Origin of the sequence: Rhodococcus coprophilus NBRC 100603, from assembly GCF_001895045.1 — a bacterium.
In the GTDB taxonomy this organism is placed as follows: Bacteria; Actinomycetota; Actinomycetes; order Mycobacteriales; family Mycobacteriaceae; genus Rhodococcus; species Rhodococcus coprophilus.
On record NZ_BDAM01000005.1, the window covers coordinates 1 to 26,638 of the forward strand.

General features: G+C 68.2%; 25 protein-coding genes. 14 read left to right on the plus strand and 11 right to left on the minus strand.

Going from position 1 to position 26,638, the window contains the following annotated elements; genetic code table 11:
• A partial coding sequence (locus RDCOP1_RS08755) for a cold-shock protein (RefSeq protein WP_143152187.1) occupies positions 1–97 on the plus strand: 97 nt, incomplete at its 5' end.
• Between the two features lie 88 nt (positions 98–185).
• On the opposite strand, the gene RDCOP1_RS08760 is transcribed toward RDCOP1_RS08755, so the two are convergent.
• Positions 186–1,154 carry a helix-turn-helix transcriptional regulator gene (locus RDCOP1_RS08760; RefSeq protein ID WP_072699758.1) on the minus strand — a complete coding sequence of 323 codons (969 nt, stop codon included), beginning with the start codon at positions 1,152–1,154 and terminating at the stop codon, positions 186–188.
• 164 nt (positions 1,155–1,318) lie between these two features.
• On the opposite strand from RDCOP1_RS08760, the gene RDCOP1_RS08765 reads away from it, so the two are divergent.
• From RDCOP1_RS08765 to RDCOP1_RS08775, 3 genes are all read left to right on the plus strand, one after another.
• Positions 1,319–2,254, plus strand: coding sequence for a 4-(cytidine 5'-diphospho)-2-C-methyl-D-erythritol kinase (locus tag RDCOP1_RS08765; protein ID WP_072699759.1), 936 nt, complete (start codon positions 1,319–1,321; stop codon positions 2,252–2,254).
• Between the two features lie 24 nt (positions 2,255–2,278).
• Positions 2,279–4,072 carry an ABC-F family ATP-binding cassette domain-containing protein gene (locus tag RDCOP1_RS08770; RefSeq protein WP_072699760.1) on the plus strand — a complete coding sequence of 598 codons (1,794 nt, stop codon included), beginning with the start codon at positions 2,279–2,281 and terminating at the stop codon, positions 4,070–4,072.
• A gap of 162 nt (positions 4,073–4,234) precedes the next feature.
• Positions 4,235–4,633: a DUF6069 family protein gene (locus tag RDCOP1_RS08775; protein ID WP_371836812.1), complete on the plus strand. Its 399-nt coding sequence runs from the start codon at positions 4,235–4,237 to the stop codon at positions 4,631–4,633.
• 57 nt (positions 4,634–4,690) lie between these two features.
• On the opposite strand, the gene RDCOP1_RS08780 is transcribed toward RDCOP1_RS08775, so the two are convergent.
• The 3 genes from RDCOP1_RS08780 to RDCOP1_RS08790 are packed head-to-tail and all read right to left on the minus strand — an operon-like array spanning position 4,691 to position 8,162.
• Entirely contained in the window at positions 4,691–5,845 is a 1,155-nt protein-coding gene (locus tag RDCOP1_RS08780) for an acyl-CoA dehydrogenase family protein (protein ID WP_072699762.1), read from the minus strand.
• A gap of 2 nt (positions 5,846–5,847) precedes the next feature.
• Positions 5,848–6,642, minus strand: a complete 795-nt coding sequence (locus RDCOP1_RS08785; RefSeq protein ID WP_072699763.1) for an enoyl-CoA hydratase/isomerase family protein — start codon at positions 6,640–6,642, stop codon at positions 5,848–5,850.
• Complete coding sequence (locus RDCOP1_RS08790) at positions 6,639–8,162, minus strand: TLP1 C-terminal extension domain-containing protein (protein WP_072699764.1); 1,524 nt, start codon at positions 8,160–8,162, stop codon at positions 6,639–6,641. The genes RDCOP1_RS08785 and RDCOP1_RS08790 overlap by 4 nt, the downstream gene beginning before the upstream one ends.
• 103 nt (positions 8,163–8,265) lie before the next feature.
• Between RDCOP1_RS08790 and RDCOP1_RS08795 the strand changes: the two genes are divergently transcribed.
• The 5 genes from RDCOP1_RS08795 to RDCOP1_RS08815 all read left to right on the plus strand — a co-directional run bounded on the left by RDCOP1_RS08795 (position 8,266) and on the right by RDCOP1_RS08815 (position 11,758).
• On the plus strand, positions 8,266–8,871 hold the full coding sequence (locus tag RDCOP1_RS08795; RefSeq protein ID WP_072700333.1) for a TetR/AcrR family transcriptional regulator: 606 nt from the start codon (positions 8,266–8,268) through the stop codon (positions 8,869–8,871).
• A 131-nt stretch (positions 8,872–9,002) separates the two neighbouring features.
• Entirely contained in the window at positions 9,003–9,488 is a 486-nt protein-coding gene (locus RDCOP1_RS08800; protein ID WP_072699765.1) for a nuclear transport factor 2 family protein, read from the plus strand.
• Positions 9,489–9,509: 21 nt separating this feature from the next.
• Positions 9,510–9,944, plus strand: coding sequence for a VOC family protein (locus RDCOP1_RS08805; RefSeq protein ID WP_072699766.1), 435 nt, complete (start codon positions 9,510–9,512; stop codon positions 9,942–9,944).
• Positions 9,945–9,988: 44 nt separating this feature from the next.
• Complete coding sequence (locus RDCOP1_RS08810; RefSeq protein ID WP_072699767.1) at positions 9,989–10,663, plus strand: pyridoxine/pyridoxamine 5'-phosphate oxidase; 675 nt, start codon at positions 9,989–9,991, stop codon at positions 10,661–10,663.
• A 57-nt stretch (positions 10,664–10,720) separates the two neighbouring features.
• On the plus strand, positions 10,721–11,758 hold the full coding sequence (locus RDCOP1_RS08815) for an enoyl-CoA hydratase/isomerase family protein (protein ID WP_072699768.1): 1,038 nt from the start codon (positions 10,721–10,723) through the stop codon (positions 11,756–11,758).
• Between the two features lie 48 nt (positions 11,759–11,806).
• On the opposite strand, the gene RDCOP1_RS08820 is transcribed toward RDCOP1_RS08815, so the two are convergent.
• The 5 genes from RDCOP1_RS08820 to RDCOP1_RS08840 form a co-directional block, all read right to left on the minus strand.
• Positions 11,807–12,439, minus strand: a complete 633-nt coding sequence (locus RDCOP1_RS08820; RefSeq protein ID WP_084722518.1) for a hypothetical protein — start codon at positions 12,437–12,439, stop codon at positions 11,807–11,809.
• A 101-nt stretch (positions 12,440–12,540) separates the two neighbouring features.
• Positions 12,541–14,229, minus strand: a complete 1,689-nt coding sequence (locus RDCOP1_RS08825; protein ID WP_072699769.1) for a peptide chain release factor 3 — start codon at positions 14,227–14,229, stop codon at positions 12,541–12,543.
• Positions 14,230–14,346: 117 nt separating this feature from the next.
• Entirely contained in the window at positions 14,347–14,919 is a 573-nt protein-coding gene (gene pth, locus RDCOP1_RS08830; RefSeq protein ID WP_072700337.1) for an aminoacyl-tRNA hydrolase, read from the minus strand.
• A 95-nt stretch (positions 14,920–15,014) separates the two neighbouring features.
• The gene (locus RDCOP1_RS08835; protein WP_072699770.1) at positions 15,015–15,638 is read right to left on the minus strand and encodes a 50S ribosomal protein L25/general stress protein Ctc; all 624 of its coding nucleotides are present in this window, start codon (positions 15,636–15,638) and stop codon (positions 15,015–15,017) included.
• A 209-nt stretch (positions 15,639–15,847) separates the two neighbouring features.
• Positions 15,848–17,026 carry an aminotransferase class V-fold PLP-dependent enzyme gene (locus RDCOP1_RS08840; RefSeq protein ID WP_072699771.1) on the minus strand — a complete coding sequence of 393 codons (1,179 nt, stop codon included), beginning with the start codon at positions 17,024–17,026 and terminating at the stop codon, positions 15,848–15,850.
• Positions 17,027–17,173: 147 nt separating this feature from the next.
• On the opposite strand from RDCOP1_RS08840, the gene egtA reads away from it, so the two are divergent.
• The 5 genes from egtA (at position 17,174) to RDCOP1_RS08865 (ending at position 22,758) form a co-directional block, all read left to right on the plus strand.
• Entirely contained in the window at positions 17,174–18,397 is a 1,224-nt protein-coding gene (egtA, locus tag RDCOP1_RS08845; RefSeq protein ID WP_072700339.1) for an ergothioneine biosynthesis glutamate--cysteine ligase EgtA, read from the plus strand.
• Positions 18,358–19,704 (plus strand): ergothioneine biosynthesis protein EgtB, encoded by a 1,347-nt coding sequence (egtB, locus tag RDCOP1_RS08850; RefSeq protein ID WP_072699772.1) that lies wholly within the window; start codon positions 18,358–18,360, stop codon positions 19,702–19,704. The genes egtA and egtB overlap by 40 nt, the downstream gene beginning before the upstream one ends.
• Positions 19,697–20,446: an ergothioneine biosynthesis protein EgtC gene (gene egtC / locus RDCOP1_RS08855; protein WP_072699773.1), complete on the plus strand. Its 750-nt coding sequence runs from the start codon at positions 19,697–19,699 to the stop codon at positions 20,444–20,446. Before egtB ends, egtC begins: the two co-directional genes overlap by 8 nt.
• Positions 20,443–21,399, plus strand: a complete 957-nt coding sequence (gene egtD / locus RDCOP1_RS08860; RefSeq protein WP_072699774.1) for an L-histidine N(alpha)-methyltransferase — start codon at positions 20,443–20,445, stop codon at positions 21,397–21,399. Before egtC ends, egtD begins: the two co-directional genes overlap by 4 nt.
• A gap of 135 nt (positions 21,400–21,534) precedes the next feature.
• The gene (locus tag RDCOP1_RS08865; RefSeq protein WP_072699775.1) at positions 21,535–22,758 is read left to right on the plus strand and encodes an MFS transporter; all 1,224 of its coding nucleotides are present in this window, start codon (positions 21,535–21,537) and stop codon (positions 22,756–22,758) included.
• Here RDCOP1_RS08865 and RDCOP1_RS08870 read toward each other — a convergent pair.
• Together RDCOP1_RS08870 and RDCOP1_RS08875 are read right to left on the minus strand one after the other, a co-directional pair.
• On the minus strand, positions 22,742–25,333 hold the full coding sequence (locus RDCOP1_RS08870; RefSeq protein WP_072699776.1) for a helix-turn-helix transcriptional regulator: 2,592 nt from the start codon (positions 25,331–25,333) through the stop codon (positions 22,742–22,744). The genes RDCOP1_RS08865 and RDCOP1_RS08870 overlap by 17 nt on opposite strands.
• 301 nt (positions 25,334–25,634) lie before the next feature.
• Complete coding sequence (locus RDCOP1_RS08875; RefSeq protein ID WP_072699777.1) at positions 25,635–26,606, minus strand: calcium/sodium antiporter; 972 nt, start codon at positions 26,604–26,606, stop codon at positions 25,635–25,637.
• Between the last annotated feature and the right edge of the window lie 32 nt (positions 26,607–26,638).

The following is a 26,638-nucleotide window of genomic DNA, read 5'->3' on the forward strand; positions in this document are numbered from 1 at the left end:
CGGCTTCCGCACCCTCGAGGAGAACCAGCGCGTGAGCTTCGAGATCGGCCAGGGCCAGAAGGGCCCGCAGGCCACCGGCGTCACCGTTATCGGCTGACACCAACTTTCTCCGGCTGGGGCCGGCACCCGCTTCGGGTGCCGGCCCCAGCTGTATTTCTCAGGGGCCCGACGACTCCTGGCAGAGGTCACGCCCGCAGATACCGCTCCGCGATCACGGTGTGACGACGGGCGGCCAGACCACAGGCGTCGCGCAGTTCCGGGGGATCGAGGACGGTGAAGTCCACCTCGAATGCTGCGAGCCAGTCGGCAATCGACTCGAGGGAACTCCCTCCCAGCCCGAGCGCGCAGTGCTCGTCGTCCACCGGCTCGATCGTGCCCCACCAGCCGTCCACTCGCGGCGCGACCGTGTCGAACGGCGCATGCAGGAGCACCCTGGCGGTGACGGACGAGGTTCCCCTCATGATTCCTCGCGCGACGAACTCCGCAGCCCCGCCGGGTGGCAGTTCCCGAGGGGTGAAGCGGGGACCGGTGGGAGTTTTGGGGTCCATCCGATCCAGGCGGAACGAACGCCACCCGTCCCGCTGGAGATCCCACGCCACGAGGTACCAGCGCACTCCGGAGCGCACCACCCGGTGCGGCTCGACCTCGCGCCGAGACGACGCCCCGTCGTGGGTGCGGTAGTCGAAGCGCAACCGCTCGTGTGCGTGACACACGGCCGCGACGGTGGTCAGCAAGCCCGCATCCACCGCCGACTCGGCGGGGCCGCGGTCGACGACGTCCACCTGTAGCGCCTCGAGCCGGGAGCGGATGCGCGACGGCATGACCTGCCGCAGTTTCGCGAGCGCGCGGGTTTCGGCGTCGCCGATCCCGCTGACCGAGTGTGTGGCACCCGATCGCAGCGCCAACGCGACGGCGACGACCTCGTCGTCGTCCAGCAGCAGGGGAGGCATCTCGGCGCCCGTGCCGAGCCGGTAACCACCACCTACTCCGACCGTCGAGTCCACCGGATAGCCGAGGTCCCGTAGCTTCTCGACGTCGCGACGGACGGTTCTCGGGGTGATCCGGAGGCGGTCGGCAAGTTCGGTGCCGGACCACTCCCGCCGCATCTGCAGAAGCGACAGCAGTCGCAGCAATCGGGCCGAGGTTTCGCGCATGGTCCGACCATCGCACGAATTGCGGACCGATCCTGTCCTCATGAGCGCGAAGTGCCTCCTTCGATAGGACGGTGGTCCTCGGGATCTGAGGCCGCCACCCCGATCCACCCGCTCACCGAGCGGCGGTCCGGGTCCTCGTCGCCGCGCGGGTAAGCTGTGTACTCGTGCTTTCCGTCGTCCCGGCTCCCGTCATCGTGCGAGCCCCGTCCAAGGTCAACCTGCATCTGGCGGTCGGCGATCTGCGCCCCGACGGTTACCACGATCTGCACACCGTATTCCAGGCATTGTCGCTCTACGACGAGGTTTCGGTGGTGGGCGCGGACAAGCTCAGCGTGCACGTCTCCGGTGCCGACGCCGGCGCGGTGCCCACCGATTCGACCAACCTCGCGTGGCGCGCCGCAGAACTGCTCGCCGAACGCGCCGGCCGTGCGCCCGAGGTGGCGATCACCATCGCCAAGGGCATTCCCGTCGCAGGGGGGATGGCAGGCGGCAGTGCTGATGCGGCCGCGACCCTCGTCGCCCTCGACGCTCTGTGGGGACTGGGGGCCTCGCGCGACGAACTCGACGGGTTCGCGGCGCAACTCGGCAGCGATGTGCCGTTCTGCTTGCACGGCGGAACTGCACTCGGCACCGGTCGCGGCGAACGACTCGTGCCCGTGCTCACCCGCGGAACCTTCCACTGGGTCCTGGCGCTGGCCAAGGGCGGGTTGTCCACACCTGTGGTCTTCCGCGAGCTCGACAGACTGCGCGAGAGCGGCGATCCTCACCGCGTCGGCGACTCCGACGACGTGCTGTCGGCACTCGCTTCCGGCGACCCGCACGAACTCGCACCGCTGCTCGGCAACGATCTGCAGGCCGCAGCGCTGTCGCTCGATCCCAAACTTCGTCGCACGCTCCGAGCGGGCATCGACGCGGGAGCCCTCGCTGGCCTGGTGTCCGGCTCCGGACCGACCTGCGCATTCCTCGTCGCCGACCATCACGCGGCCGTCACCGTCAGCGCCGAACTGGCCGGGGCCGGGGTGTGCCGCACCGTCCGCGTCGCGTCCGGCCCGGTTCCGGGCGCCCGCGTCGTGGCCGACACCGACACCGCACATCACTGAACACTCCGGAAGGCATTGCTCCACGTGGCGAATCTGATCAATCTCGAACAGGTCTCGAAGTCCTTCGGCGTCAAGCCGTTGCTCGAATCGGTGTCTCTCGGCGTGGAGGAGGGCGAACGCATCGGTGTGGTCGGTCTCAACGGCGGTGGCAAGACCACGATGCTCGAGGTCCTCGCCGGCATCGAAGAACCCGACTCCGGCCGCGTGAGCCGGGTCGGCGGTCTTCGGATGGCGGTGGTGACCCAGCGCGGAGTGCTGCCCCCCGGGTCCTCGGTCGCAGACGTGGTTCTCGGTCCCCTCGGCGTCGCAGACCACGAATGGGCCGGCGACTCCCGGATCCGGTCGGTGCTGACCGGCATCGGCATCGACAAACTCGGTCTCGATGCGGTGGTGGACGGACTGTCGGGCGGTGAGCGCCGCCGCGTCGCACTCGCGGCCGCTCTCGTTCAGGATCTCGATCTGCTGGTCCTCGACGAGCCCACCAACCACCTCGACGTCGAGGGAGTCCAGTGGCTCGCCGAGCACCTCATCTCGCGGCGCAGCGCCCTCGTCGTCGTGACGCACGATCGCTGGTTCCTCGACACGGTCGCCACCCGGACCTGGGAGGTCGTCGGCGGCAAGGTCGAAAGCTACGAGGGTGGCTACAACGACTGGATCTTCGCGCGGGCCGAACGGTCGCGGCAGGCCGATGCCATGGAGGAACGGCGCCAGAATCTCGCTCGCAAGGAACTGGCGTGGTTGCGGCGCGGCGCTCCGGCCCGCACGTCCAAGCCCCGCTACCGCATCGAGTCCGCGGAAGCGCTGATCGCGAACGTGCCACCACCGCGCGATTCGGTGGCACTGGCCTCGTTCGCGAAACGACGGCTCGGCCGCGTCGTCATCGAACTCGAGAACGCGACCCTGACCACCCCGGACGGCCGTGAACTCGTACACGACCTGACGTGGCGGCTCGGGCCCGGAGAGCGGATCGGCCTGGTCGGCGTCAACGGGTCGGGCAAGACGACCCTGTTGCGTACTCTCGCCGGCGAACTCGAACCGGCGTCGGGGCGGCGCATCCAGGGTCAGACCGTCGAAATCGGCTGGCTGCGGCAGGAACTCGACGACCTTCCCACCGACATGCGCGTTCTCGACGCCGTCAAGGACGTGGCCGAGCGGATCATGCTGGGCGACAAGGAAGTCTCGGCCGGGCAGCTCGCCGAGCGGCTGGGTTTCACTCCCGCACGCCAGCGCACGCCCGTCGGGGACCTGTCCGGAGGCGAGCGGCGACGACTGCAGCTCACGCGGGTGCTCATGGCCGAGCCTAACGTTCTCCTGCTCGACGAGCCCACCAACGATCTCGACATCGATACGTTGCAGCAGCTCGAGGACCTGCTCGACGGCTGGGCCGGAACCCTCGTCGTCATCAGTCACGACCGCTTCCTGATCGAACGCCTCTGTGATTCGACGTGGGCGTTGTTCGGCGACGGCAAGCTCACCAACCTTCCCGGCGGTATCGAGGAATACCTCCGCCGGCGCGCGGCGATGGGCGACGAAGGCGTGGTGTCGGTCGCGTCGACGGTGTCCAAGCCGGGTGACGGGGGAGCGGCGCCGGCGAAGCGCGACGGCGCCGCGGACCGGGCGGCCCGCAAGGAACTCTCACGCCTCGAGCGTGCGATCGCCAAACTCGACGAGCGTGAGGCGAAGTTGCACGTGCGCTTGGCCGAGGCGGCCACCGACCCGGACAAGCTGCAGAAGCTCGACGCCGAACTGCGTGAAGTGGTGGCGGAGAAGGAAGCCGCCGAGGAGCAGTGGATGGAACTCGCCGACGACGTGGGCTGAGCCGACAGGGATTCGACGGCTCGGGGTCTTGACCTCGAGTCGGCTCGAGGTCGGAACATGGGTGTCGTCGATGACAGCACCTGTGAAGGAGAATCCATGACCTCGACCGAATCGTCTCGATCATATTCTGTTCCAACGGGTTTACGCAGTATGGGTGCGCCGGTGACAGTGGCGGCGACCGTGCTGGCTGCGCTGGTGGTCAATCTCGTGTTGTGGCTCGCCGGACTCGTCGCCGGTGGTTCGTTCGAGTACACCGACGCCGGTACGGTGTCCGCTGCGGCACCCGCTGGTGTCGTGCTGATGACGGTGGTCCCGCTGGCAGCAGGTCTCACTGTTGCCACCCTGCTCGGCCTGTGGTGGCGGGGCTTCCTGCGTGTCGCGCAGGTCGTCGGTGTGGTGCTGCCGCTCGCTACGATCCAGGGAACGGCCGCGGCCGATTTCGACGGCGCGAGCACCGTTGCGCTGGCGGCGATGCACGTGGTGATCGCGATTGCCGCAGTAGCGGGGCTCGAAGTTCTGCGACGCAGAAGCGATCCCGGGAGCCGGGAGGGCGAGCGCTGAGACCGACCTGCCGACGGCCGGAATCCTCGGCCGTCGGCATATCGGGGGGGGGGGGGGTTACAGACCCAGCAGCTTGCTGATGATCTCGTTCATGATTTCGGTGGTGCCACCGCCGATTCCGAGGACACGGGCGTCGCGGAAGTGACGCTCGACCTCGCTTTCGCGCATGAGTCCGATGCCGCCGGCGAGCTGAACCGCTTCCATGACGGCGGTGTCGCAGACCTTCACCGCGTTGTTCTTGGCCATCGAGGTCTCGAGGAGCATGCCCTCACCGTTGACCCAGCGTTCTGCAACCGAACGGCAGAACGTCTGTGCGGCAGTGATTTCGGTGGCAAGATCGGCGAGACGATGCCGCACGACCTGACGCTTGGACAGCGGACGACCCATGGTCTCCCGGGACTTGACCCACTCGACGGTCAGGTCGAAGCAGCGCTGTGCGGTGGCCACGGCCTGGAAGGCCAGCGACAGTCGCTCACCCTGGAACTGCTGAGCGATCTGGCCGAAGGCCGAGTTCTCCGCACCGATGAGATTCGACGCCGGGACCCGCACGTCGTCGTAGAACAGTTCGGCGGTGTCCGAGCACAGCCAGCCCATCTTGTCGAGCTTGCGCGAGACCGTGAAACCCGGTGTGTCGGTAGGGACGACGATCAGCGAGATGCCGCCGGCTCCGGCGTCGCCGGTCCTGACGGCGGTGGTGACGAAGTCCGCGCGGGTGCCGGAGGTGATATAGAGCTTGGCACCGTTGATGACGTAGTCGTCACCGTCGCGACGCGCGGTGGTGCGGATGTTCGCGACGTCCGAACCTCCACTGGGCTCGGTGATCGCGAGCGCACCGATCTTCGTGCCCTCGAGTGCGGGACGCGCGTATCGATCGATGAGGTCGGTGTTGCCGGACGCGATGATGTGCGGGGTCGCGATGCCGTGGCTGAACAGTGCCGAAATCAGGCCCGACGATCCACCCGACAGGATGATCTGCTCGAGGATGGTGAGCATGTCGAGGGCGTTGCCGCCGGAACCGCCGTGCTCCTCGGCGACGGATGCGCCGAGCAGTCCGGCTTCGGCCGCCTTGCGATGGAGTTCGCGCGGAATCGCACCCTCACGCTCCCATGTGTCGAGATGGGGAACGATCTCCTTGCGAGTGAAGTCGGCGGCGAGCTGCCGCAGCGCCTTCTGTTCGTCGGTGTCCCAGCGCAGGACTTCGGTGGTGGTCATCGTCATTCGCCCTTCCAGACGGGTTCGCGCTTCTGCATGAAGGCCATGACGCCTTCGAGGGTGTCGGCGCTGGTCGTCAGCCGCGCGAGGGCTTTCTCGGTCAGTTCCCACGACTGGTCTTCCGACGAAACATGCCCGTCGACGATGCCGCGGGCAACGGTCTTGCTCGCCTGCACGGCCAGGGGCGCTCCGGTGGCGATCTGCGCGGCAAGATCGAGTGCGGTGGTCAGCACGTCGGCCTGCGGCACGACGCGATTGACGAGGCCCCAGCGCAGCGCCTCGGCCGCCGGCATCGGCTTACCGGTGAGGACGAGTTCCATCGCGATCGCCCGAGGAATCGCCTGCCCGATGCGGAACACGCCGCCCGCTCCGGCGATCAGCCCCCGATGAACTTCGGGGAGGCCGAATTCCGCTGTCTCGGAGGCGACCACGAGATCGCTTGCGAGGGCCAGTTCGGTGCCGCCGCCGAGTGCGGTGCCGTTCACCGCGGCGATGATCGGCTTCGCGATGTGATGCTTGACGACGCCCGCGAATCCCCAGTGCGCCGTGTCGGGGGGAGTGACACCGTCCGGGCCGGCCGTGCCGAGTGCCTTCAGGTCGGCTCCGCCGCAGAACACGGCGTCGCCGGCGCCGGTGAGGACCACGGCGCGCACGGTGCGGTCGTCGGCTGCGCGTTCCCATGCCTCTCCGAGCGCGCGGTGCACGTCGGCGTTGATGCTGTTGGCGGCCTTGGGGCGGTTGATGGTGACGATCAGCGTGTGGTCGCGCTGTTCGACGAGAACGATCGGTTCGGTCACTGCGTGTGCTCCTCGGAGGAAGTGGTCTCGATGCGGGCAACGGTGAGTTGCCCGCCGTTGTCGGTCACGTGCACGACGGTGCCGATGAGGTCCGCGCCGGCCGAGAGGATCGCGGCACCCGCCGCGTCGGTGTGGCCCGACACCCGCCTGCCGTCGGGTGTGGTGCCGACGAGGAATCCGACGGACGGGTTGCCGTCACGTCCGTATTCGGCGGTGGCGGTGACGATCTCGACGTCGCCGGTGTAGTCCTGGGCCGATTCGGGTGCGGTCGGGGGCAGCTGGACCGGTTCGGGGTCTCCCACGTACCCGTCGGTGTGCGGGGCACATCCGAGGACGACGACGTGCTGGTACGTCAGGTATCCGCCGTTGCCGTGCACGAGGGCGAGTTCACCGTCCCGGCGGAGTCGCTGTGCGACCGCGACGATCGAGTGCAGCGTGTAGCTGTTGAGCGGTCCGCCGAAGAACGAGTGCCCGCCGGTGACGGACGGCACCGTGTCGCGCGGCAGGCCCAGGTGCTCGACGAGCAGTTTGGGGACCACCGGGAAACAGCTGTACGCGTCGACGATGTCGAAGTCTTCGGGTTTGAGATCGGTGGCGGCGAGGGCGCGGCGCAGGGAATCCGCCAGGGCGGCGGACCGGCCGAGATCGCCGCGGGCGAGGACGTCCGGCGTATCCGTGGCTCCGGCGCCACCCCAGACGTAGAGCACGTGGTCGTCGGCGACGCCGAGTTCCCGTGCCGTCGCGAGAGAGGTGACGACAACGGCGGCGGCCTGGTCGACGAACGGCATCGCGTTGCACAGCAGCGGATACGGGTCGGTGACCATGCGGTTGCCGGGCCCGGGGTTCCGGATGTCGTCGGCGGTCCGCAGGGTGGGGTTCCAGGCGGCCGGGTTGTTGCCGGCGATCTCGGAGAAGGCAGCGTAGAGCTGGGCGGACCAGTCGATCGACTCCTCACGCGTGTGCCCGAGGTCGTGGCTGAGCCGGTTCTCGAAGAGGGGGTAGACGCGGGTCGGTGCGATCAGTCCCGCGCGCTGCATGGCCGGGCTGCCCAGGTCGTCCGGGTCGAATGCGGGCGGGCCGCCGGGAGCGGTCGTCCAGCCGAGGGACGCCGGGTCGGTGCCCGCCTTGAACGCGTTGGTCACCGAGGCCTGTGCTTCGCCGCCGACGAGCAGCGCGACGGTGCTCGTGCCGTCGGCGATGTCGTGGGCGATGCGATCGAGCAGTGCTGCCGGCCAGTGTCCGCCGATGGGCGTGGTGGACGTGTGGACGGGTGCGGCCCCGAGTCGTTCGCCGAGGAGGCCCGGCAGATCGTCGTAGGACCAGCTTGCAGTCTTGACCGCCCGGATGGTGTCGATGCGCGAGACGAGGTCGTCGCGTGCGACACCGGTGTCGGTAAGGGCGGCCGCGGTGGCCTCGTGGATGAGGTCGAGCGGTTCGCGTGGGTCGGCGGGCGAGCCGGCGCGGCCGGAGCGCAGGTCGCCGACGCCGATCACGACCGGCACCCGGGTGGGGTCTGTCATGGCGTTCCTTCGAATACTTCGTCGGGGAGGGACGGGGACGCCCACAGCCTAATACGGACAATTTCAGTCTGTAAATATGGAGGAGGTCTGGCACACTCGGGTGGTGACCGATGTAGCACCCCCTCGACGCCGTGGCCGGCCGCGCGACGCGGACCTCGAGGATCGAGTCTTCGACGCGGTACTGGAGGTGTACTCCGAGACGAGCTGGCGGGGATTCACCCTCGATGCGGTCGGCCGGCGCGCACGGGTGGGCCGAGCCGCCCTCTACCGCCGATGGGCGAGCAAGGACGATCTGCTCGTCCAGGCGCTCGAGGCGCGCAGTCCCCTGCCGGTGCCGATCGACACCGGAGATCTCCGATCCGACCTCGTCGAACTCGCGCGCCAGTTGTTGCAGGGCTATCGCACGACACCGGGACTGGTCAGTCTCCGGGTCGCGCTCGACGCCCGGGTCAATCCGGAGTTGCTGGCGCGGCTGACCCACACGCTGAACAAGAGCCGTCTGCTCGCCGCACGCACGATCGTGCACAGGGCGGTCGAGCGCGGCGATCTGCCGCCGGACACTTCGGCGACGCTGCTGCTGGAATTGGTGACCGGCGCGGTCCTGAGTCACGCGCTGTTCGCCCTGACGACCCCCGAGCCGGCCGAAGACGACGCGTACGCCGAACTCGTCGTGGAGACCACGGTCCGGGGACTTCGCCCTGCGCCGTGATCCGGCTTTCGTGCTGTGACCGAAACGCAATCGATGCCCGCCGTGAGTCTCCGAATTGCGCGCCCGCGGAGACAATTCCGGACTAGCCTGAGACGGGTACCTGCAGGTACCTCGTGACGGGAGGCCCGGCGATGGATCTGGCGGCGGTGGCGGAGGTCGAGCGGCTGAAGTACCGCTACTTGCGCTCGCTGGATACGAAATCGTGGATCGAACTGTCCGACACCCTCATGCCCGACGCCACGGCCGTGTACGGCGAACATCTCAGTTTCGAGTCGCGCGACGCCTTTCTCGGTTTCCTCGAGAACACGCTCGGCAACCGGATGGTCACCGAGCACCAGTGCAGTCACCCCGAGATCGAGATCTCGGCCGACGGCACCAGCGCCACCGGGGTGTGGCTGCTGGCCGACACGATCATGGTGCCCGAGGACGGAATGGTGCTGCGCGGGTCGGCGCATTACTTCGACCGGTACGTCCTGGGCGACGACGGCAAATGGCGCATCGCCCACACCGGCTACGAACGTAACTGGGAGACGGTGACTTTCTTGACAGACCTGCCGAACTTCCGGTTGACCACCAACCGGTGGGCGATGCTGTCGAACCAGCCTCGCGCCTCGTAATCGAACGGAGATCCTTCGCAGATGTCGACCAGCTCCGACGACGGCTTCCCGGCCGCCGGCGCCCTGCCGTACCTCACCGTCTCCAAGGCGTGGGAGGCAATCGATTGGTACACCGGCGTTTTCGGCGCCGCACTCGTCGCTGACCCGGTGGTGATGGAGGACGGACGGATCGGCCACGCCGAGCTGAGCTTTCCCACCGGCATGGTGTACCTCGCGGAGGAGTTTCCCGAGATGGGACTCACGGCGCCGCAGGCCGGTGCATCGTCGGTGAGTCTGATGCTTCCGGTCGCCGACGCCGACGCCGTTCTCGCCCGTGCCCGCACCGCCGGTGGTGCGGTGGAACGATGGATCAACGAAAGCCACGGGCATCGCAACGCGACCCTGCTCGACCCGTTCGGTCACCGGTGGATGCTCGTGGGGCCGCTCACCGGCGATTCCGCCACGGGTGAGGACTGAGACCGGCGACGTCACCGGGCGAGGCGGGTCGTTACCCTTCCGCTGTGGCCGAGATCCCGCACCTCGAGCAGTTCCCCGACGTTCGCGCCTGGGTCAGGGCGATTCCTGTCTCGACCACTGCGCCTCCCCCGGGGCCCGAGGCTACCCCGCGACCACAGGATCTGTTCCTGCGCTGGCTGACCGACGCCGTCGACGCCGGTCTCGGGGAGCCGCACGCAGCGACGCTGTCCACGGTCGACGAGGACGGGTGGCCCGACGCCCGGGTGCTGCTGCTCAAGGATGTGACCGCGGAGGGCTGGTGGTTCTCCGGCGACGACCGGTCCCCGAAAGGTCGTCACCTCGGGACGACGCCTGCGGCGGCCCTGACGTTCTACTGGCGCGAGCACGGCCGTCAGGTCAGGCTGCGGGGTGCAGTCCACTCCGGCGACCGGGAGGTCTGTGCCCGCGACTTCGTCGAACGATCCACGCTCGCCCGTGCCGTTGCGTCGACCGGCAGGCAGAGCGCGGTCCTCGACGACCCGGGCGACTACGACCGGCTGGTGCAGGACAGGCTCGACACGCTGGAGGCGGACCCGGGCTGGGTTTCGCCCCACTGGACAGCCTGGTGCGTAGAGCCCGTGACCGTCGAGTTCTGGCAGGCAGATCCCGGTCGGCGGCACCGGCGACTGCGGTATCGCCGCGACGATTCGGGATGGACGCGCGAACAGCTGTTTCCGTAGCCCCGGAGGTGGTGCGCGCATACCGACATACCGCCCCGTGGCGGTAGGCTCCGGCCCGTGAACGACTCCTACATCCGCACACGCGTCGCCAATGGTGTCGGCGAAGTGCAACTCGACCGATCCGTCGCGCTCAACGCGCTCGACCGGTCGATGATCCACGACATGTATGCGCCGCTCGAGGCCTGGCGCGACGACCCCGACATCACGGCCGTATTGGTGACCAGCCTGTCCGATCGCGCGTTCTGCGCGGGCGGTGACATCAAGCCGGTACGCGAGGCAGCCGTGCAGGGAGACGCCGACGCCGTCCGAGGATACTTCTCCGACGAGTACCGGCTCGACCGCCTCGTCGCTACCTACCCCAAGCCGTACCTCGCATTGCTCGACGGCGTCACCATGGGCGGGGGACTCGGCATCTCCGTACACGGAGCCGTGCGCATCGCCACCGAGAAGTCGACCTTCGCAATGCCCGAAACCGCGATCGGCTTCATCCCCGATGTCGGGTCGAGCCATTTCCTTCCGCGGCTGCGCGGCACCACCGCCCGCTGCGACGCGGTCGGCATGTACCTGGGCGTCACCGGCGCCCGGATCGATGCCGGTGACGCGCTCGCGGTGGGCCTGGCGACGCATTACGTGCCGAGCGTGCGGATCGGTGAACTCGCAGACCGGATCCGAGCCGGACACTGGCAGGACGCACTCGACGCGTACGTCGAACCGGCACCGGAGTCGGATCTGGCGCGGCGCTTCACCGACATCGAGGCTGTCTTCGGCGACGGAACCGTGCTGGACATGCTCGCCCGGCTCACCGACGATCCGGGCATCGACTCCGCGTGGGCGCAGAAGACCCGCGACGCCTTGACCGCACTGTCGCCGACGAGCGTCTGGGTCACCGCCGAACTGCTGCGACGCGGCGCCGAAAGCACTTTGGAGGAGTGCTTCGCCCGCGAACTCGGGGTGGCGGTGCGGATCGCGCTCACCCCCGACTTCGCCGAGGGAGTGCGCTCCGTGCTCGTCGACAAGGACCGCCACCCGAAGTGGTCGCCGTCGTCGCTGGAGGCGGTCGATCAGACGGCGATCACGGCACTGCTCGACGCCTGACGGGTTCTTCCGGCGGCACGCACGCAGGTCGCGTCGCCGGGAACGAGGTCAGCGGGCGTGGCGCTGCGGTGTCTGCAGGTCCACCACGATGGGCTGACCACCGAGGGTCGCGTGGAGTTCGGGCTTCTCGAGCCCGCCGGCGAGGAGGTACTCGCCCAGAAGCGTGAGCAGTTCGTCGTTGTCGGACGTCGGGTCGGCGTTGCCGCCCGTGTTTCCCAACTCGGTCTGTGCGAGACGGGCCGCTATCCGGACCGAGGCCACACCCATCGCTTTGCGCCGCGAGGGGGTCGGTGCGGTGGTGACGGCTGTGCGGGCATCGTCCGATGCGGTTCCCGCACCGTTGACTGTGCCGTTCGTGCTGGTGCTGCTCACCGGGGTGGTCCCTTCGTCGAAGATGCCGGCGTCGACCCCGCCGGCCGGGGCGCGGTCGATCACGCGCTCGCTTTCGGTGCTCGCACCGCCGGCGCCGAGAGGGGACTCGTCGGAAGAATCCGGCCGGACCGAACCGGCAGAACCGGGACGAGTCGGGCCGGTGAGCGGCGTGCTGCTCGGCAACGGAGTACTCGGCAACGGATAGACGAAGGTACCCGACCGTTTCGGTCCTCCGGACCGTGCGGGTGCGTCACCCGGCTTGCCGGAGGGCAGGCCGTCCCCGGCCGAGGCCGGTGCGTCGTCGCTCATCGATTGCTCCTGATTCCGCCCGATACGTCGGATCGACGGAAGGGAAAGTATCAGTAAAGTCCGCCTGGTGCACCCAGCGGGTGCACCAGGCGGTAACGAGGTCAGTCCGTGGCGGCGACGAGTGGTTCGAGCGTGAGCTCGGGAAGTTCCTTCTGGATGTACTGCAGACGCCACTTGTCGCTGACGAGCGCGAGCAGCACGCCGTCGGATCGCATGAACACCTCGACCCCGCGCTGCCGGTTGAGTTCGTCGACCGAGTCGGCATCGGTGCGACGCGCGAGCGCGTAGCCCAGCGGCTCGATCTTCGGCTCGACGTTGTACTCGGCCTTCATCCGCGCCGCGACGACCTCGAACTGCATCGGACCGACTGCCGCCATGACCGGCGACGCGTCACCACGGATGTCGTTGCGCAGAATCTGCACGACACCCTCGGAGTCGAGCTGATCGACTGCCTTACGGAACTGCTTGTATTTCGAGGCGCTTTCGGCGCGCAGGATCGCGAAGTGCTCGGGTGCGAACGACGGAATCGGCGGGAACTCCACCTTTTTGTCGACGTACAGGGTGTGGCCCGGCGCAAGTGCGGTCGCGTTGACCAGACCCACCACGTCACCCGGGTAGGCGTTCTCCACCGTCGTGCGTTCGCGGCCGAACACGGTGAGCGCGTACTTGGTGGCGAACGGTTTTCCGGTCTGGGCATGCGTGACCACCATGCCGCGTTCGAACACACCCGACACGACGCGCATGAAGGCAAGCCGGTCCCGGTGCGCGGTGTCCATACCGGCCTGCACCTTGAACACGACGGCACTGAACGGGTCGTCGACGTTGCGCGGGTTGCCCTCGATGTCGAGCCGGGCGCGCGGCGGCGGTGCCAGCGAGACGAGGGTGTCGAGAATCTGGCGCACACCGAAGTTGAGCATCGCGGACGCGAAGATCACCGGGGAGGTCTGCCCGGCGAGGAACATCTCCTGGTCGTGGTCCTGGCCGCTCGCCGAGAGGAGTTCGGACTCCTCGGCGGCTTCGGTCCAGACCTCACCTTCCCGGTCGGACGCCTCGTCCGCGGTCAGGTGTTCCTCGGGGGCGATCTTCGCACCACCGGCGGTGCGGGTGAACTTGACGTACTCGGTGGCGATGCCGTCCTCACCGCGACGCAGCAGACCGCGGAAGTCGCCGGCGATACCGACCGGCCAGAACAGCGGCGTCGGGGTCAGGCCGATACGTTCGTCGATCTCGTCGAGCAGTTCGAGCGGCGCGCGGCCGGGCCGGTCCCACTTGTTGATGACGGTGATGACCGGAATGCCGCGGTGACGGCATACCTGGAACAGCTTGAGCGTCTGGGGCTCGAGACCCTTTGCGGCGTCGATGAGCATCACGGCCGCGTCGACGGCGGTCAGGACGCGGTAGGTGTCCTCCGAGAAGTCGGAGTGGCCGGGTGTGTCGACGAGGTTGATGACGTTGACCGTCTCGGACCCGTCATTACCGGCAGGCGACTCGGAAGAGGTGTAGTTGAACTGCAGCGCGGTGGAGCTGACGGAAATACCGCGCGCTTTCTCCATCTCCATCCAGTCGGAGACGGTGGACTTGCGCCCGGCCTTGCCGTGCACGGCACCCGCCTCCGAGATGACCTTCGCGTGCAGCGCGAGAGCCTCGGTGAGCGTGGACTTACCGGCGTCGGGGTGCGAGATGACTGCGAACGTGCGGCGACGCTGCGCCTCGGCACGCACTTCCTTACCTGATCTGGGCTTCGGGACTCCGGTGGATTCGCTGACGGCCGAAGCGGGCGGGGTGCTCAACGCGGAAAACCTCTCGAAGCGGGACTGGTGCGGCTGTCGCCGGCAACTCGTCAAGTTTACTCGGCGAGTCGTACGGTCTTCTCGGCCGGATTCGTTTGCCTCCGCCCGAGGTCTTGCTCAGTGGATGCGATTCTGGGCACCTTCGAGCCCTAGGCGCAGCAACAGTTCCACGGCGTCGGCGCCTTCCTCGCACCACACCGCGAGTTCCTTGCGCTCCGCCGCGGAGAAGGGCTTGAGTACGTAATCGGCGGGGTCCTGCCGGCCGGGGGGACGGCCGATGCCCAAGCGCACCCGCAGGTAGTCCTTGGTGCCGAGAGCCGACGACGTCGACCGCAGCCCGTTGTGCCCGTTCTCACCGCCGCCCTGCTTGAGCCTGATCGTCTCGAAATCCAGGTCGAGTTCGTCGTGGATCACCACGATGTTCGCCGGATCGACCGAGAAGAATTTGGCAAGGGCCGCGACCGGGCCACCGGAAAGATTCATGTACGTGCGGGGCTTGGCGATGATCACCTGGCGACCGTCGAGGCGTGCCTGGACGATGTCGGCATTGCTGCGCTTGTGAGCGCCGAACTTGCCGCCGACCCGCCCCGCCAGCACGTCGGCCACCATGAAGCCGATGTTGTGACGGGTGTTCTCGTACTTCGGTCCGGGGTTCCCCAGCCCGACGACGAGCGCGGTGTCCTCGCTCACGTGCATGTCCTTCCGTGTATCTACAACCACGTGCGGCGCGCCACCCCGGAGGATGACGCGCCGCACGAGTGATTTCGAGGTGAACCGGTGAAGGCTCAGGCCTCTTCTGCTGCTGCTGCTTCTTCTGCGGCGGGGGCCTCTTCTGCGCCCTCTTCGCCCTCGAGGTCGTCGGCGGACGGAGCCTCGACGATGTTCACGAGCAGCAACTCGGCATCGTCCTGGAGCACCGAGCCCGAAGGCAGTTCGACGCCACCGGCGAGGATCTGGGTACCGGCCTCGACGCCCTCGATGGAGATCTTGATCTCCTCGGGGAGGTTCATCGCGTCGGCCTCGATCTTGATGGTGCTGACCTCGTTGACGACCAGCGTGCCGCTTGCAGCCTCGCCCTCGAGAACGACGGGTACCTCGACGGTGACCTTCTCGCCACGCTTGACGACGAGCAGGTCGGCATGCTCGATGTAGCGGCGGATCGGGTGGACGACGACGGACTTGGTCAGCGCGAGCTGCTCGGTGCCGTCGATGTCCAGGGTCAGGATGGCGTTGGTGCCGTGGGCACGGAGGACGGCGGCGAACTCACGCGAGGGGAGCGCGAGGTGCTGCGGGTCGGTGTTGTGGCCGTACAGAACGGCGGGGACCTGACCGTCGCGACGGGCGCGGCGCGCGGCGCCCTTGCCGAACTCGGTGCGGACGCTGGCTACGAGATTGTTCTCGTCGGACATGATGAAAAGGCTCCTACGCTGATGGCACTTCGTGGTCGGGTGTTCTCGGCGAGTGGGCCGGCACGCGCGACGGGAGCAAGTGCTCATCAAGCCGCGGCCGCGTCGATCACGGTGATCCGAAACATCTGCGGTTCACCCTCGCCGAGACAACTTGATCCACTCTACCGGATTGCGCAGATCGACGCGAACCCGCGCAGGTGGAGACGGTTTCACCTCGCGGCGAGCGTACGGACGGCGGCCAGGAACCGGTCCACGTCGGCGGGAGAGACGAAGTAGTGAGGGGAGGCCCGGACCACCGCTTCGAGATGCCGTGCGGACATGTCGAGCAGGGTGGAACTGCGATGGCTGACCGTCACGGTCACCGACTGCTCTGCGAGCGCATCCCGCAACGCGCCCGGGTCCCAGCCGCCCACCGTGAAGGAGACGATCCCGCTGCGCCGGTCGCCGAGATCTCGCACCGTCACCCCCGGTATGCGGTCGAGGCCGTCGCGTAGGTGCTCGGCGCGGTAACCGACCGCCTCGGCCACCTCGTCGATCCCGAGACCGAGCAGGTAGTCGACTGCTGCGCCCAGCCCGAGCCTGGCCGCGACGTCGGCCTCCCACATCTCGAAGCGGTTGGCGTCCGGGGCGTATTCGTACTCGCCGGGGGCAGTCCAAACGGCGCTGTGCAGATCGATCATGGCGGGCTCGAGTTCGCGGATCAGCCGGGGCCGGACGTACAGAAAGCCCGTGCCGCGCGGTCCGCGAAGCCACTTGCGACCGGTGCCCGAGAGCGCATCGACATCCAGTTCGCCGGCATCGACCGGCAACTGGCCCACCGACTGGCACGCGTCGAGCAATACCAGCGCACCCACCGCATGAGCGGCATCGGCCACTTCGCGTACGGGGTTGACGAGCCCTCCGTTGGTGGGGGCATGCACCACCGACACCAGCCGGACGCGTTCGTCGAGCATCCCGGTCAGCGCGTCGAGGTCGATACGCCCGGACGGATCGGACGGCACCACCTCGACCTGCGCACCGGTGGTTCGCGCGCGCTGAAGTGCCGCCACGGCGTTGGCCGCGTACTCGGCTTGCGAGAGGAGGATGCGGTCGCCGCGCCGCAGAGGGACCGCATAGAAGAAGGACGTCCAGGCGCGCGACGCGCTGTCGGAGAGCGCAACGGATTCGGCATGGGCACCGAGGAGACGGCCCAGGGACGTCTTCACTGCGCCGAGATCGGTGCGACGTTCGTTCGCCGCCGCGTATCCGCCCACTTCGGCCTCGCGGCGCAGGTGCGCGACCACCGTGTCGACGACCTGTGTGGGCGGCAACGACGATCCGGCGCTGTCGAGGAACACCCGTTCGAAGCAGCCCGGAGTATCCCGGCGTGCCTGCTCCACATTCAACATCGGCGCATCCCCTCGGCCTACTTCCGTCGCACGGAATCTAACCGGTCGCGGGGCGTGCGGGTGCGATCTCCCCGCGATGCGCCTCGACGCGCGTTAGTCTCGTTCGCAGACCTTGTCAGGCAGCCGAGGGGGGTGAATCGAGTGGTGATGGCGATCAACTTTCCGGTGTCGCACGCTCGGGCAGGACTCGGCACACGCGCGGCGGCCGAAAAGCATGTCCGGAACGTGAGCTTCCGGGCAGGGCCGCCGCGGCTGATCGGCGTGGAACTCGAGTGGCTGACTGCGCGTGCCGACGTCACGGCAGCACGCCCCGAGTTGACCTCGCTCGTCGACGCACTCGGCTCCCACGCGCCCCGTACGGTGATGCCGTCGTCCTCGGAGCGACCGCTGCCGTCGGGAAGTGTCGTCAGCGTGGAGCCCGGCGGGCAGGTGGAACTTTCCAGCGCTCCGTGCACCTCCGCGCGCCAGGTGTGCGACCGGCTCACCGCGGACGCCAGGATGCTCCGGGCGCTTCTCGCGCGCCGTTCGGTGGCGATGCTCGATGGTGCCGCAGACGGCGTCAGGCCGCCGCAGCGACTGTTGCGGACAGCCCGGTACGGGGCGATGGAGATGCGGTACGACCGGTCCGGGCCGATGGGCCGGCTGATGATGAACAACACCGCCGCTGTACAGGTCAGCGTCGATGCGGGGACGGACGACGACGAGATCGACCGGCGCTGGAAACTGCTGCACGCGATGGGACCGGCGATGATCGCGGCGTTCGCGTGCTCGCCCCTCATGCGAGGTGCTCCCGAAGGGGATTGGGCGTCGCAGCGGATGCGCGCGTGGCTGGCACTCGACCCCGAACTCACCGAGGTGCCCGACCCCGCCGGTTATCCGGCGTGGGTGGTCGACGCGCCGTTGACGTGCGTGCGGACGGGGGAGCCGGAGTGGCATGTACCCGCGGGCGCCTCGTTCGCGGACTGGCTCGACGGAGGTCTCGACGAGGAGATCGGGCGCCGCCCGACCATCGGGGATCTCGACTACCACATGACCACCCTGTTCCCCCCGGTGCGGCCACGAGGGCACCTGGAGGTGCGGTACATCGACGCTCAGCCAGGCGACATGTGGCAGGTCCCTGTAGCTGCCGTCGAGGCGCTCCTCAGCACACCGGCCGTCACGGAAGAGGCGACCGCCGTCGCCGCTCCCGTCCGGGAGTTGTGGACCGAAGCGGCTCAGGTCGGCCTCGGGTCGGTCGAATTGCGTGCCGCCGCAGCGGGTTTGCTGTCGCTTGCAGCGGAGTCCTCGCGTGACATGCGCTTCACGGCCGCTCTCGACGCCGCCGCCGCGCGATGCCTGCGGGGGCGGGGCCCGGAGGTGATCGGCCGGTGAACTCCGCGCGTACCCGGCTGCGCAGGCATCTGGAGCGTGCGCGCGACCGGACGCGGTCCCTGACCGATATCTCGGATTCCGAACTCACCGCGCAACATTCGCCGCTGATGAGTCCGCTGGTATGGGATCTCGTGCACATCGCCAACCAGGAAGAGCGGTGGCTCGTGCGCGGCGTGGGCGGCCGGCAGCCCCTGCGGAACGACATCGACGACTTGTACGACGCCTTCCTGCACCCTCGCGCGACCCGTCCGGAGTTGCCGCTGCTCGGACCAGACGAAGCGCGCCGGTACGTCGACGAGGTGCGGGCCGCGACGTGGGAGGCCCTCGAGAACGGCAGCTTCGACTCCGAACTCAACCGCGACGGCTTCGTTTTCGCCATGGTCGCGCAGCACGAGCAGCAACACGGTGAGACGATGCTCGCCACCCATCAGTTGCGTGAAGGGGCGCCGTTGCTCGACGCGCCCGAAGCGCCGCGGGAGGGGAACCCGCCCGATCGGTCGCAGGTTCTCGTGCCTGCCGGCGAGGTCGAGATCGGGACGTCGAGCGACCCCTGGGCGCTCGACAACGAGAAACCCGCGCACCGGGTCCACGTGCCCGAGTTCCGGATCGACACCGTGCCGGTGTCCAACCGGCGTTACCTCGAATTCGTCGAAGACGGTGGATACGAGCGCCACGCACTCTGGAGCGGGCCGGGCTGGAAGCATCGCTGCGATACCGGGCTGGAAGCACCCCGCTTCTGGACCCACGATGCGTCGGGCAGACGCGCCCGGCAGAGTTTCGGTCGTCTCGTCGAGCTGCACCCGGACGAGCCGGTCGTCCACGTCTGCTTCTACGAGGCCGAGGCGTTCGCGCGCTGGGCGGGTGGGCGCCTGCCCACCGAGTTCGAGTGGGAGAAGGCCGCGCGGTGGGATCCCGAGACCGGTCGTAGCCGGGCGTATCCGTGGGGGGACGAGGAGCCTGGCCCCGAGCACGCGAACCTCGGGCAGCGTCACCTCGGTCCTGCCGTGGTGGGCGCGTATCCGGCAGGGGCGTCGCCGCTCGGGGTCCACCAGCTCATCGGCGACGTGTGGGAGTGGACGTCCTCGCCCTTCGAACCGTATCCGGGTTTCCGGGCATTCCCGTATCCGGAGTATTCGGAAGTGTTCTTCGGCAACGACTATCGCGTGCTGCGCGGAGGTTCCTTCGGCACCGACTCGGTCGCGTGCCGCGGCACGTTCCGCAATTGGGACCTCCCGATCCGCCGCCAGATCTTCGCCGGTTTCCGCGTCGCGTACACGCCCGCCGGCACCGGGGAGTCGGATGTGTAGGCACCTGGGCTATCTCGGTCCCGCTACCGGCGCCGGCGACCTTCTTCACCGCGGATCCAATTCGCTCGTCCGCCAATCGTTCGCGCCCCGCGACATGCGAGGTGGCGGGACGATCAATGCCGACGGTTTCGGGGTGGGCTGGTGGGCCGGCGACGGGGCGTTCGGCCGATACCGGTCGTCCACGCCGGTCTGGGCGGATCCCTTTGTCACCGAGGGGATGTCGAGTATACGCGGGGGCGCGCTCATGGTTGCCCTGCGCTCGGCGACGGAAGGAATGCCGGTCGAGCGATCGGCGTCGGCGCCGTTCGGGGATGCGCGCTGGGGGTTCAGCCTCAACGGCGTCGTTCGAGGCTGGCCCGGGTCGCTCGCCGCACTCGCGTCCACGCTGGACGTGACAGAACTGTTGCGCCTCGAGGCTCCGACCGACGCCGCGACTCTGTGGTTGCTGCTGCGTTCGCGCCTGCGCTCCTCGACCCCCGACATCGCCCTGATGGCCCTGGTACGCGAGATCATCGACGTCGCACCCGAATCCCGGCTGAACATGTTGTTGTGCAACGGTTCCGAAATGTGGGCGACTGCCTGGTACCACTCCCTGTGGACCCTGGCCGACGAGGATCTCGCGATCGTGGCCTCGGAACCGTACGACGACGACCCGCGCTGGCAACCGGTACCGGACCGTCACCTCGTCTATGCAACGCCCGGAAAGCTCATCGTCACACCACTGGAGGTCAACGCTCCATGAAAGTAGACGTCTATCTCGAACCCGGAGAACTCGACGAGAAACTGCGCGCCGACGCATATCGAGGATTGACGTCGACACCGAAGTATCTTTCGCCGACCTGGCTGTACGACGCGCGGGGCAGTGAACTCTTCGAGGAGATCACCCGGCTTCCCGAGTACTACCCGACCCGCACCGAATTCGGGTTGCTGCGCCGATTCGCGGGTGAGATCGCCGATTCGGCGCAACCGGAGGTCCTCGTCGAACTCGGGTCGGGGTCCTCGGAGAAGACGCGGGTGCTCCTCGATGCGCTCGAACCGTACACCCACACCTACGTGCCCCAGGACGTCTCGGAACCCGCTCTGCGAACCGCCGTGTCACAACTGTCGGCCGAATATCCGAAGTTGACGGTGCACGGGGTGGTGGGCGACTTCACCGACTCGCTCGACCGTTTGCCGTCGGGGGGTCGCCGGATGGTGGCCTTCCTGGGCGGCACGATCGGCAACCTCGTCCCGGAAGAGCGCGACCAGTTCCTCTCCGGACTTGCGTCGATCCTCGAGCGCGACGAGTGGCTCCTGCTCGGGGCGGGGCTCGTCGTCGATCCCGAGATCCTCGTCCCCGCGTACGACGACGCCGCGGGCGTGACGGCGGAGTTCGACCGGAACGTGTTGCGGGTGCTCAACAACCGTCTCGGCGCAGATTTCGACGCCGACCGTTTCGTCCACCGTGCGGTGTGGGACGCAGAGAACGAGTGGATCGAGATGCGCCTCGAGGCGACCGAACCGATGACGGTGTCCGTGCCCGGACTCGACCTCGAAGTGTCGTTCGAGAAGGGCGAGCAGATCCGCACCGAAATCTCCGCCAAGTTCCGGCTCGATCGCCTGGGGGCCGAACTGGACCGCGCCGGGTTCGTCGTCCGCCGCGAGTGGATCGACCCCGACGGCCGGTTCACCGTGCTCGGCGCCGCTCGTCGCTGAGACAGCTCGGCGTCGGAGCCCGGTGCTGCGGGCATATCCACTTCGGACCACCGAGTCCGCGGGCGGGCCCGACGAGTCCGCGGGCGGGCCCGACCGGTTGGACACTCGGGCTCGCTCGGAGAGAAGGTGGTGGGTATGGAAGCCCCGCCCCGCCCCGTTCTGACCACGCCGGTGCTGCTGCTCATGGCAGTGGCCACGGGATTGTGTGTGGGCGGAAACTACTTCAACCAGCCTCTGCTCGAGTCGATCGCGACCGCGCTGGGGACGTCGCACTCGGCAGCAGCGGCGACCGTCACCGTGGCCCAGGTGGCCTACGCCGCCGGCCTGATCTTTCTGGTGCCCTTGGGCGACGTGTTTCCGCAGCGGCGCCTGGCCGTGACACTCATGCTTGCCGCGGCAGCCGGCCAGGCGATCAGCGGCTTCGCTCCCGGCATCGGGGTGCTCATGCTGGGCACGGCGATCGCGGGCCTGTTCTCGGTTGCCGCACAGGTGCTGGTGCCGTTCGCGGCCACCCTCGCCACTCCGGAGCGGCGGGGCGCAGCGGTCGGCACCGTGATGAGCGGCCTGCTGGTGGGCATCCTCCTTGCCCGGAGTGTCGCCGGGATGCTTGCGGAAGTCGGTGGCTGGTCGACGGTGTATCGCATCGGCGCGGTCCTCACAGCAGTGGTCGCGCTCGCGCTGTGGCGAGTCCTGCCGGCGACGACTCCGACGGCACGCCAGGGTTACGGCGCGACACTGCGCTCGCTCGGCACACTCGTGTTCGAGTACCCCCGGCTGCGGACACGGGCACTGATGGGTGGACTCAGTTTCGCCTCGATCAGCGCGATGTTCTCCACGATGGCGTTCCTGCTGTCCGGTCCCGAGCACGGGCTCCGGGAACTGCAGATCGGTCTCGTCGGTCTGGCCGGGGTCGTCGGCGCCGTCGCCGCATCCGTGGTGGGGCGACTCGTCGACCGGGGCCTCGCCTGGTTGACGACCGGCGGGGGGATCGCTGCCCTCGTCGTCTCGTGGGCGGCACTGGGGGCCGGATCGGTCTCTCTCGTGTGGTTCGTGGTCGGGATGGTCGTGATAGATCTCGCGGTGAGCATGGTCCACATCACCAACCAGAACATCGTCTACGCACTCGATCCGGAGGCCCGCTCGCGGATCAACTCGGTGTACATGACGACTTATTTCGTGGGCGCGGCTTCGGGCTCGGCGCTCGGGGCCGCCGCGTGGACATTCGGTGGATGGGCGGCGGTGTGCACGCTCGGTGTCGGTCTCGCACTGCTGACCGCCGCGGTGTGGGCGGTGGACACTCGGGTCGCCGCGAAGGCAGTCCGGACAGAATCGGAGCCTGCGGTCACGACTCCTCGGTGACGGGAAGCAGCCGCAGTTCGCGTGCTCGGCCGACGGCTTCGGATCGCGAGTGCACCCCCAGCTTGCGGTAGGCGCTGCGCAACTGGGTCTTCACCGTGTTCGTGGAGACGAACAGAGCCTTGGCGATCTCGGCGTGCGTCGAACCCTCGCAGAGCAGGGCCAGCACGTCGGTCTCGCGAGGTGACAACTCGACGCGCGTCACCCGTTCGGCGAAGACGCTCGGTACCGGGCCACCAGGTGTTGCTGTACCGCTCATCTCCCGCAGTCGTTCCGCGGCTCGCGCCGGCAGCAGGGTGAAGGCGCGCCGGTTTCCGAGAGCCTGCGCGAGGGTGCAGGCCCGCTGCCAGTCGCGGACGGCTTCGTTCCGATCCTCAATATCGAGGCGGGAAGCCGCAGCGACGAGGAGCGCCTCGAGATGCGCACGCGGAAAACCGCATTCCGGCCACGGCACATGTCGGAGCCTCGTCAGCGCGGCATCGGGGTGCCCGGTCATCAATTCCACGCGCGCGGCGGTCACGATCAGAAGGGGATGGTCGTCGGGGCCTTCGCCGGTGCGGGCGAGAGCGAGGTTGCCGTTGCCCAGCGCCAGCTGTAGATCCACTTCCGCGGCACCGAGGAGCACCTGGGAGAGGGAGCCGGGCGTGTGGCGGTCGCGGTGCGAGGCGATCAGTTGGTGAATACAGGTCAATCCGTCGTACGCCTCGCCCGTCGCGAGGGCGTGGTACGCCCGGCAATAGGCGACGAACGCCCACAGCTCCTCCGACTCACCCGGGACGCCGAGTAGCTCGAGGGTGTGGTGTGCGGCGTCGAACTCGAGGGCGTCGAGCTGGAGCAGGGTCGTCGCCGCCCGGCCGCTCACCCGCACCACGGGACCCCAGTGCCCCGCGGTGGGTTCAGCCCTCTGCTCGTGGTCCAGCCATTCGAGCGCACGCGGGTTGTCTCCCCGCACCGCCCAGTTCAATGCGGAACTGCCGGCCGCGTTCTGGATCGCGAAGGTGATTCCCGACGCGTAGGCACCCCGATAGGCGCGACGGAACGCGGCGGTCGACCGGTCCAGCGACCCCGCGAGCTGGAGAGTGATGGCCCATTGCAAGCGAAGCACCGGCAACTGGGGTGCGATGGCGTCCGGTTGGTGTTCGAGGATCGAATCGACCAGCGGTTCGAGGCACAGCGTCCGCCGGGCGGCCTCGGCCACCGCGCCCCCGACCCGCAACGCCAGTGTCTGAATCGTCCCCACGATCAACGCCTGGCAAGCATCTTTCGTCTTGCCGAGTTCACGGAGATCGGCGGGGGCGGACGGAAGCGAGGTGTGCAGGATGGCGTGCTCGTCGAGCATCTGCGTGAACAGCGCACGTCCGGCGAGAATCGACGGATGCTCGGCGAGCGCCTCTTCGGGAAGCCCACGCAGGATCTTCACGAACGAACCGAAGTGCTTGTCCACCATGGAGACCCAGGAATCGCAGACGATCTCTCGGGCCATGCCCCAGTCTCCGGCTTCGACGGCGTACAAGGCGGCCTCGACAAGGTTCCCGTCGCTCCGGTGCCGCCTGGCCAGCTCGCCGAGAAGTGCATCGACGTGTCCCGGCCGGGTGGTCCGCGAAACCTCGAGGGCGGCGGAACGCACGACATCGTTCCAGCGCCACATCCGGCTGGGCCGGGAGACGACGAGCAGCCCGCACGTCGTCATGAGGTTCAGCATCTTCGCAGGGTCCGGATGCCGGGTCAGCTCGGCGGCACCGAGCGCGTCGGTGCTGTGCACTGCGGCGATCGAGAGCGCGAAGGAACGTGACTCGTCGTCCAGTTCGTCGAGACGCGTTTCGGTGTAGCGCTTGACGACGTGCGCCAGATGCTCGTTCGGTGCTCCGAAGGAGTCGACGAGCCGGCCGGGTCCCGAGCGGAGGAGTCGCACGCATGCGGCGAGATGCACCGGGGCACCGCCCAGGGTGCGATGGAGGGCGTGACATTCGGCTTCGGTGCGCGCAAACCCCGAGGCGCGGAACAACTCGGCGGTCTCGCCGAGCGTGAACGCCATCTGTTCGGCCGGAATGTAGTTGCAGTCGATTCCTTGTGTGGCGGCTCCCGACAGATCGGAGTCCGTCGTCCCGGGCAGACACACGATCACATCGACGGACGGGCAGCGATCGAGCAGTTCGTAGACGCAGGGCAGCGTGGTCGCGGGATCGTGGACGCCGGCGAGTACCAGCAGGGCCGGCCCCGAAGACGTCCGGAACGCGTGCACCACGTGGGCGAACGGGTCAGCGCCGGGTGCATCCGGACTCTCGGTGCGGGGGAACTCCTCGGCGTCGTGCTGCCGCAGTGCGGCGAGGACGGCCTGCCACGTCGCGTGGTGGCCGGAAGCCGATCGGTTCGACGGTACCCACACCACCGTCCGCCCATCGCTGCCGCCACTGAGTAACCAGGACGCGACGAGTGTGCGTTTGCCGAATCCGGGGGGTGCGTCGAGCACGGTCAGAGGCGACCCCCGGTCGAGGGCGGAGAACAACCGGGGCCGGGGGAGAGCCGATGCGAGAGCGCGCCACTGGGGTACGCCGACACGACCGGCGGAGACACTCACGCAAGCTCCTTCGAGGATCGCCTGGCTGGTCGTGCCGAGGCGTGAACGAGACCCTCGACCGGCCTGATCGATGAGAGACTACCTGGTCGGATGTCCGCTGTGCCTGGTAAATCCCGCTCAGGTCGAGGAAGATCTGGCGCGGCGAGGTTCGAGGAGCTCACTCCGGAAGACGGAGACGAACCTGTCGGGGTCGGGCCCGGCGTTCATGAACACGAGATGGGCGTACCCGGCGTCGACGGCAACTGCGTAGGTCTGCCGGCGTCTGCTGCGGAACTCGCAGACCTGGCGCTGACCTGACCGCTCACGTACGGGTCATCAACAAGAACGACAGATAGACGCCGTACATCCCGATGAACAGTGCTCCCTCGGCCCGCGACAAGCGGCGACCGGTGAGAAACGCAGGAATGCACAGAAACGCGACAGCCGCCATCAGCGGCAGGTCGACCCGGACGATCTCGTCGGGTACTGCCATACCGCCGGGGGTCACGAGCACGGTCGCGCCGAGGATGAAGACGATGTTGTAGACGCTCGAACCGAGCAGGTTGCCGATGGCTATGTCGCGCTCGTCGCGGATCGTGGACACGATCGTGGTCACGAGTTCGGGTGCGGAGGTACCGATCGCTACGACGGTCAGACCGATCACGGTGTCGGACACACCCAGCGCCTGCGCGGACGCGACGGCGGCGTCGACGAGAACGTCCGCGCCGAGCACGACGATGGCGATCCCGCCGAGCAGCATCGCGACCTCGGTGAGCGTCGCACCGAGACGCCAGGGGACCGGGTCCGGGGAGAACTCGTCGGCGTACTCCAAACGGACGGCGGCGGCTTCGGCGCGCCCGGCGCGGATGACGAGAACCGTGTAGAGCAGACCGAACGCGATGAGACCGACGCCTTCGGCCGCTGTGATCCGCCCGTCCGCCGACGTCACCCAGAGCAGGACCGCAGCCAGGGTGATGGCCGGAAGATCGATGCGGAGCGTCTGCGTCCCGAGGTGAAGAGTCCGGATGAGCGCACTCAGCCCGAGGATCAGCAGCAGATTGACGATGTTGGTACCGACGATGGCGCCGAGTGCGAGGCCCGAGTTCCCGGTGGCGGCGGATTCGATGCCCACCGCGAGTTCGGGCGCGCTCGTGCCGAGCGCTACGACCGTCACTCCGATAACGATCGGAGTGATGCCGAGCCGGGCGGCGAGCCGGGAACCGCCGCGCACCAGAACCTCTGCCCCGACGACCAGAATTACCAGGCCGGCGACGAGACCGAGGACAGAATTCATCTGAGGAAGCCTATCGCGCAGGCCGGTTCGTG

Coding starts and splice junctions, on each gene's coding strand:
- RDCOP1_RS08760 (WP_072699758.1), bottom strand. CDS start 1,154: ATGCGCGAAACCTCGGCCCGATTGCTGCGACTGCTGTCGCTTCTGCAG.
- RDCOP1_RS08800 (WP_072699765.1), top strand. CDS start 9,003: ATGGATCTGGCGGCGGTGGCGGAGGTCGAGCGGCTGAAGTACCGCTAC.
- RDCOP1_RS08805 (WP_072699766.1), top strand. CDS start 9,510: ATGTCGACCAGCTCCGACGACGGCTTCCCGGCCGCCGGCGCCCTGCCG.
- egtB (WP_072699772.1), top strand. CDS start 18,358: ATGCCTGCGGGGGCGGGGCCCGGAGGTGATCGGCCGGTGAACTCCGCG.
- RDCOP1_RS08780 (WP_072699762.1), bottom strand. CDS start 5,845: ATGACCACCACCGAAGTCCTGCGCTGGGACACCGACGAACAGAAGGCG.
- RDCOP1_RS08865 (WP_072699775.1), top strand. CDS start 21,535: ATGGAAGCCCCGCCCCGCCCCGTTCTGACCACGCCGGTGCTGCTGCTC.
- RDCOP1_RS08840 (WP_072699771.1), bottom strand. CDS start 17,026: ATGTTGAATGTGGAGCAGGCACGCCGGGATACTCCGGGCTGCTTCGAA.
- egtC (WP_072699773.1), top strand. CDS start 19,697: ATGTGTAGGCACCTGGGCTATCTCGGTCCCGCTACCGGCGCCGGCGAC.
- egtA (WP_072700339.1), top strand. CDS start 17,174: ATGGCGATCAACTTTCCGGTGTCGCACGCTCGGGCAGGACTCGGCACA.
- RDCOP1_RS08875 (WP_072699777.1), bottom strand. CDS start 26,606: ATGAATTCTGTCCTCGGTCTCGTCGCCGGCCTGGTAATTCTGGTCGTC.
- RDCOP1_RS08835 (WP_072699770.1), bottom strand. CDS start 15,638: ATGTCCGACGAGAACAATCTCGTAGCCAGCGTCCGCACCGAGTTCGGC.
- egtD (WP_072699774.1), top strand. CDS start 20,443: ATGAAAGTAGACGTCTATCTCGAACCCGGAGAACTCGACGAGAAACTG.
- RDCOP1_RS08790 (WP_072699764.1), bottom strand. CDS start 8,162: ATGACAGACCCCACCCGGGTGCCGGTCGTGATCGGCGTCGGCGACCTG.
- RDCOP1_RS08820 (WP_084722518.1), bottom strand. CDS start 12,439: ATGAGCGACGACGCACCGGCCTCGGCCGGGGACGGCCTGCCCTCCGGC.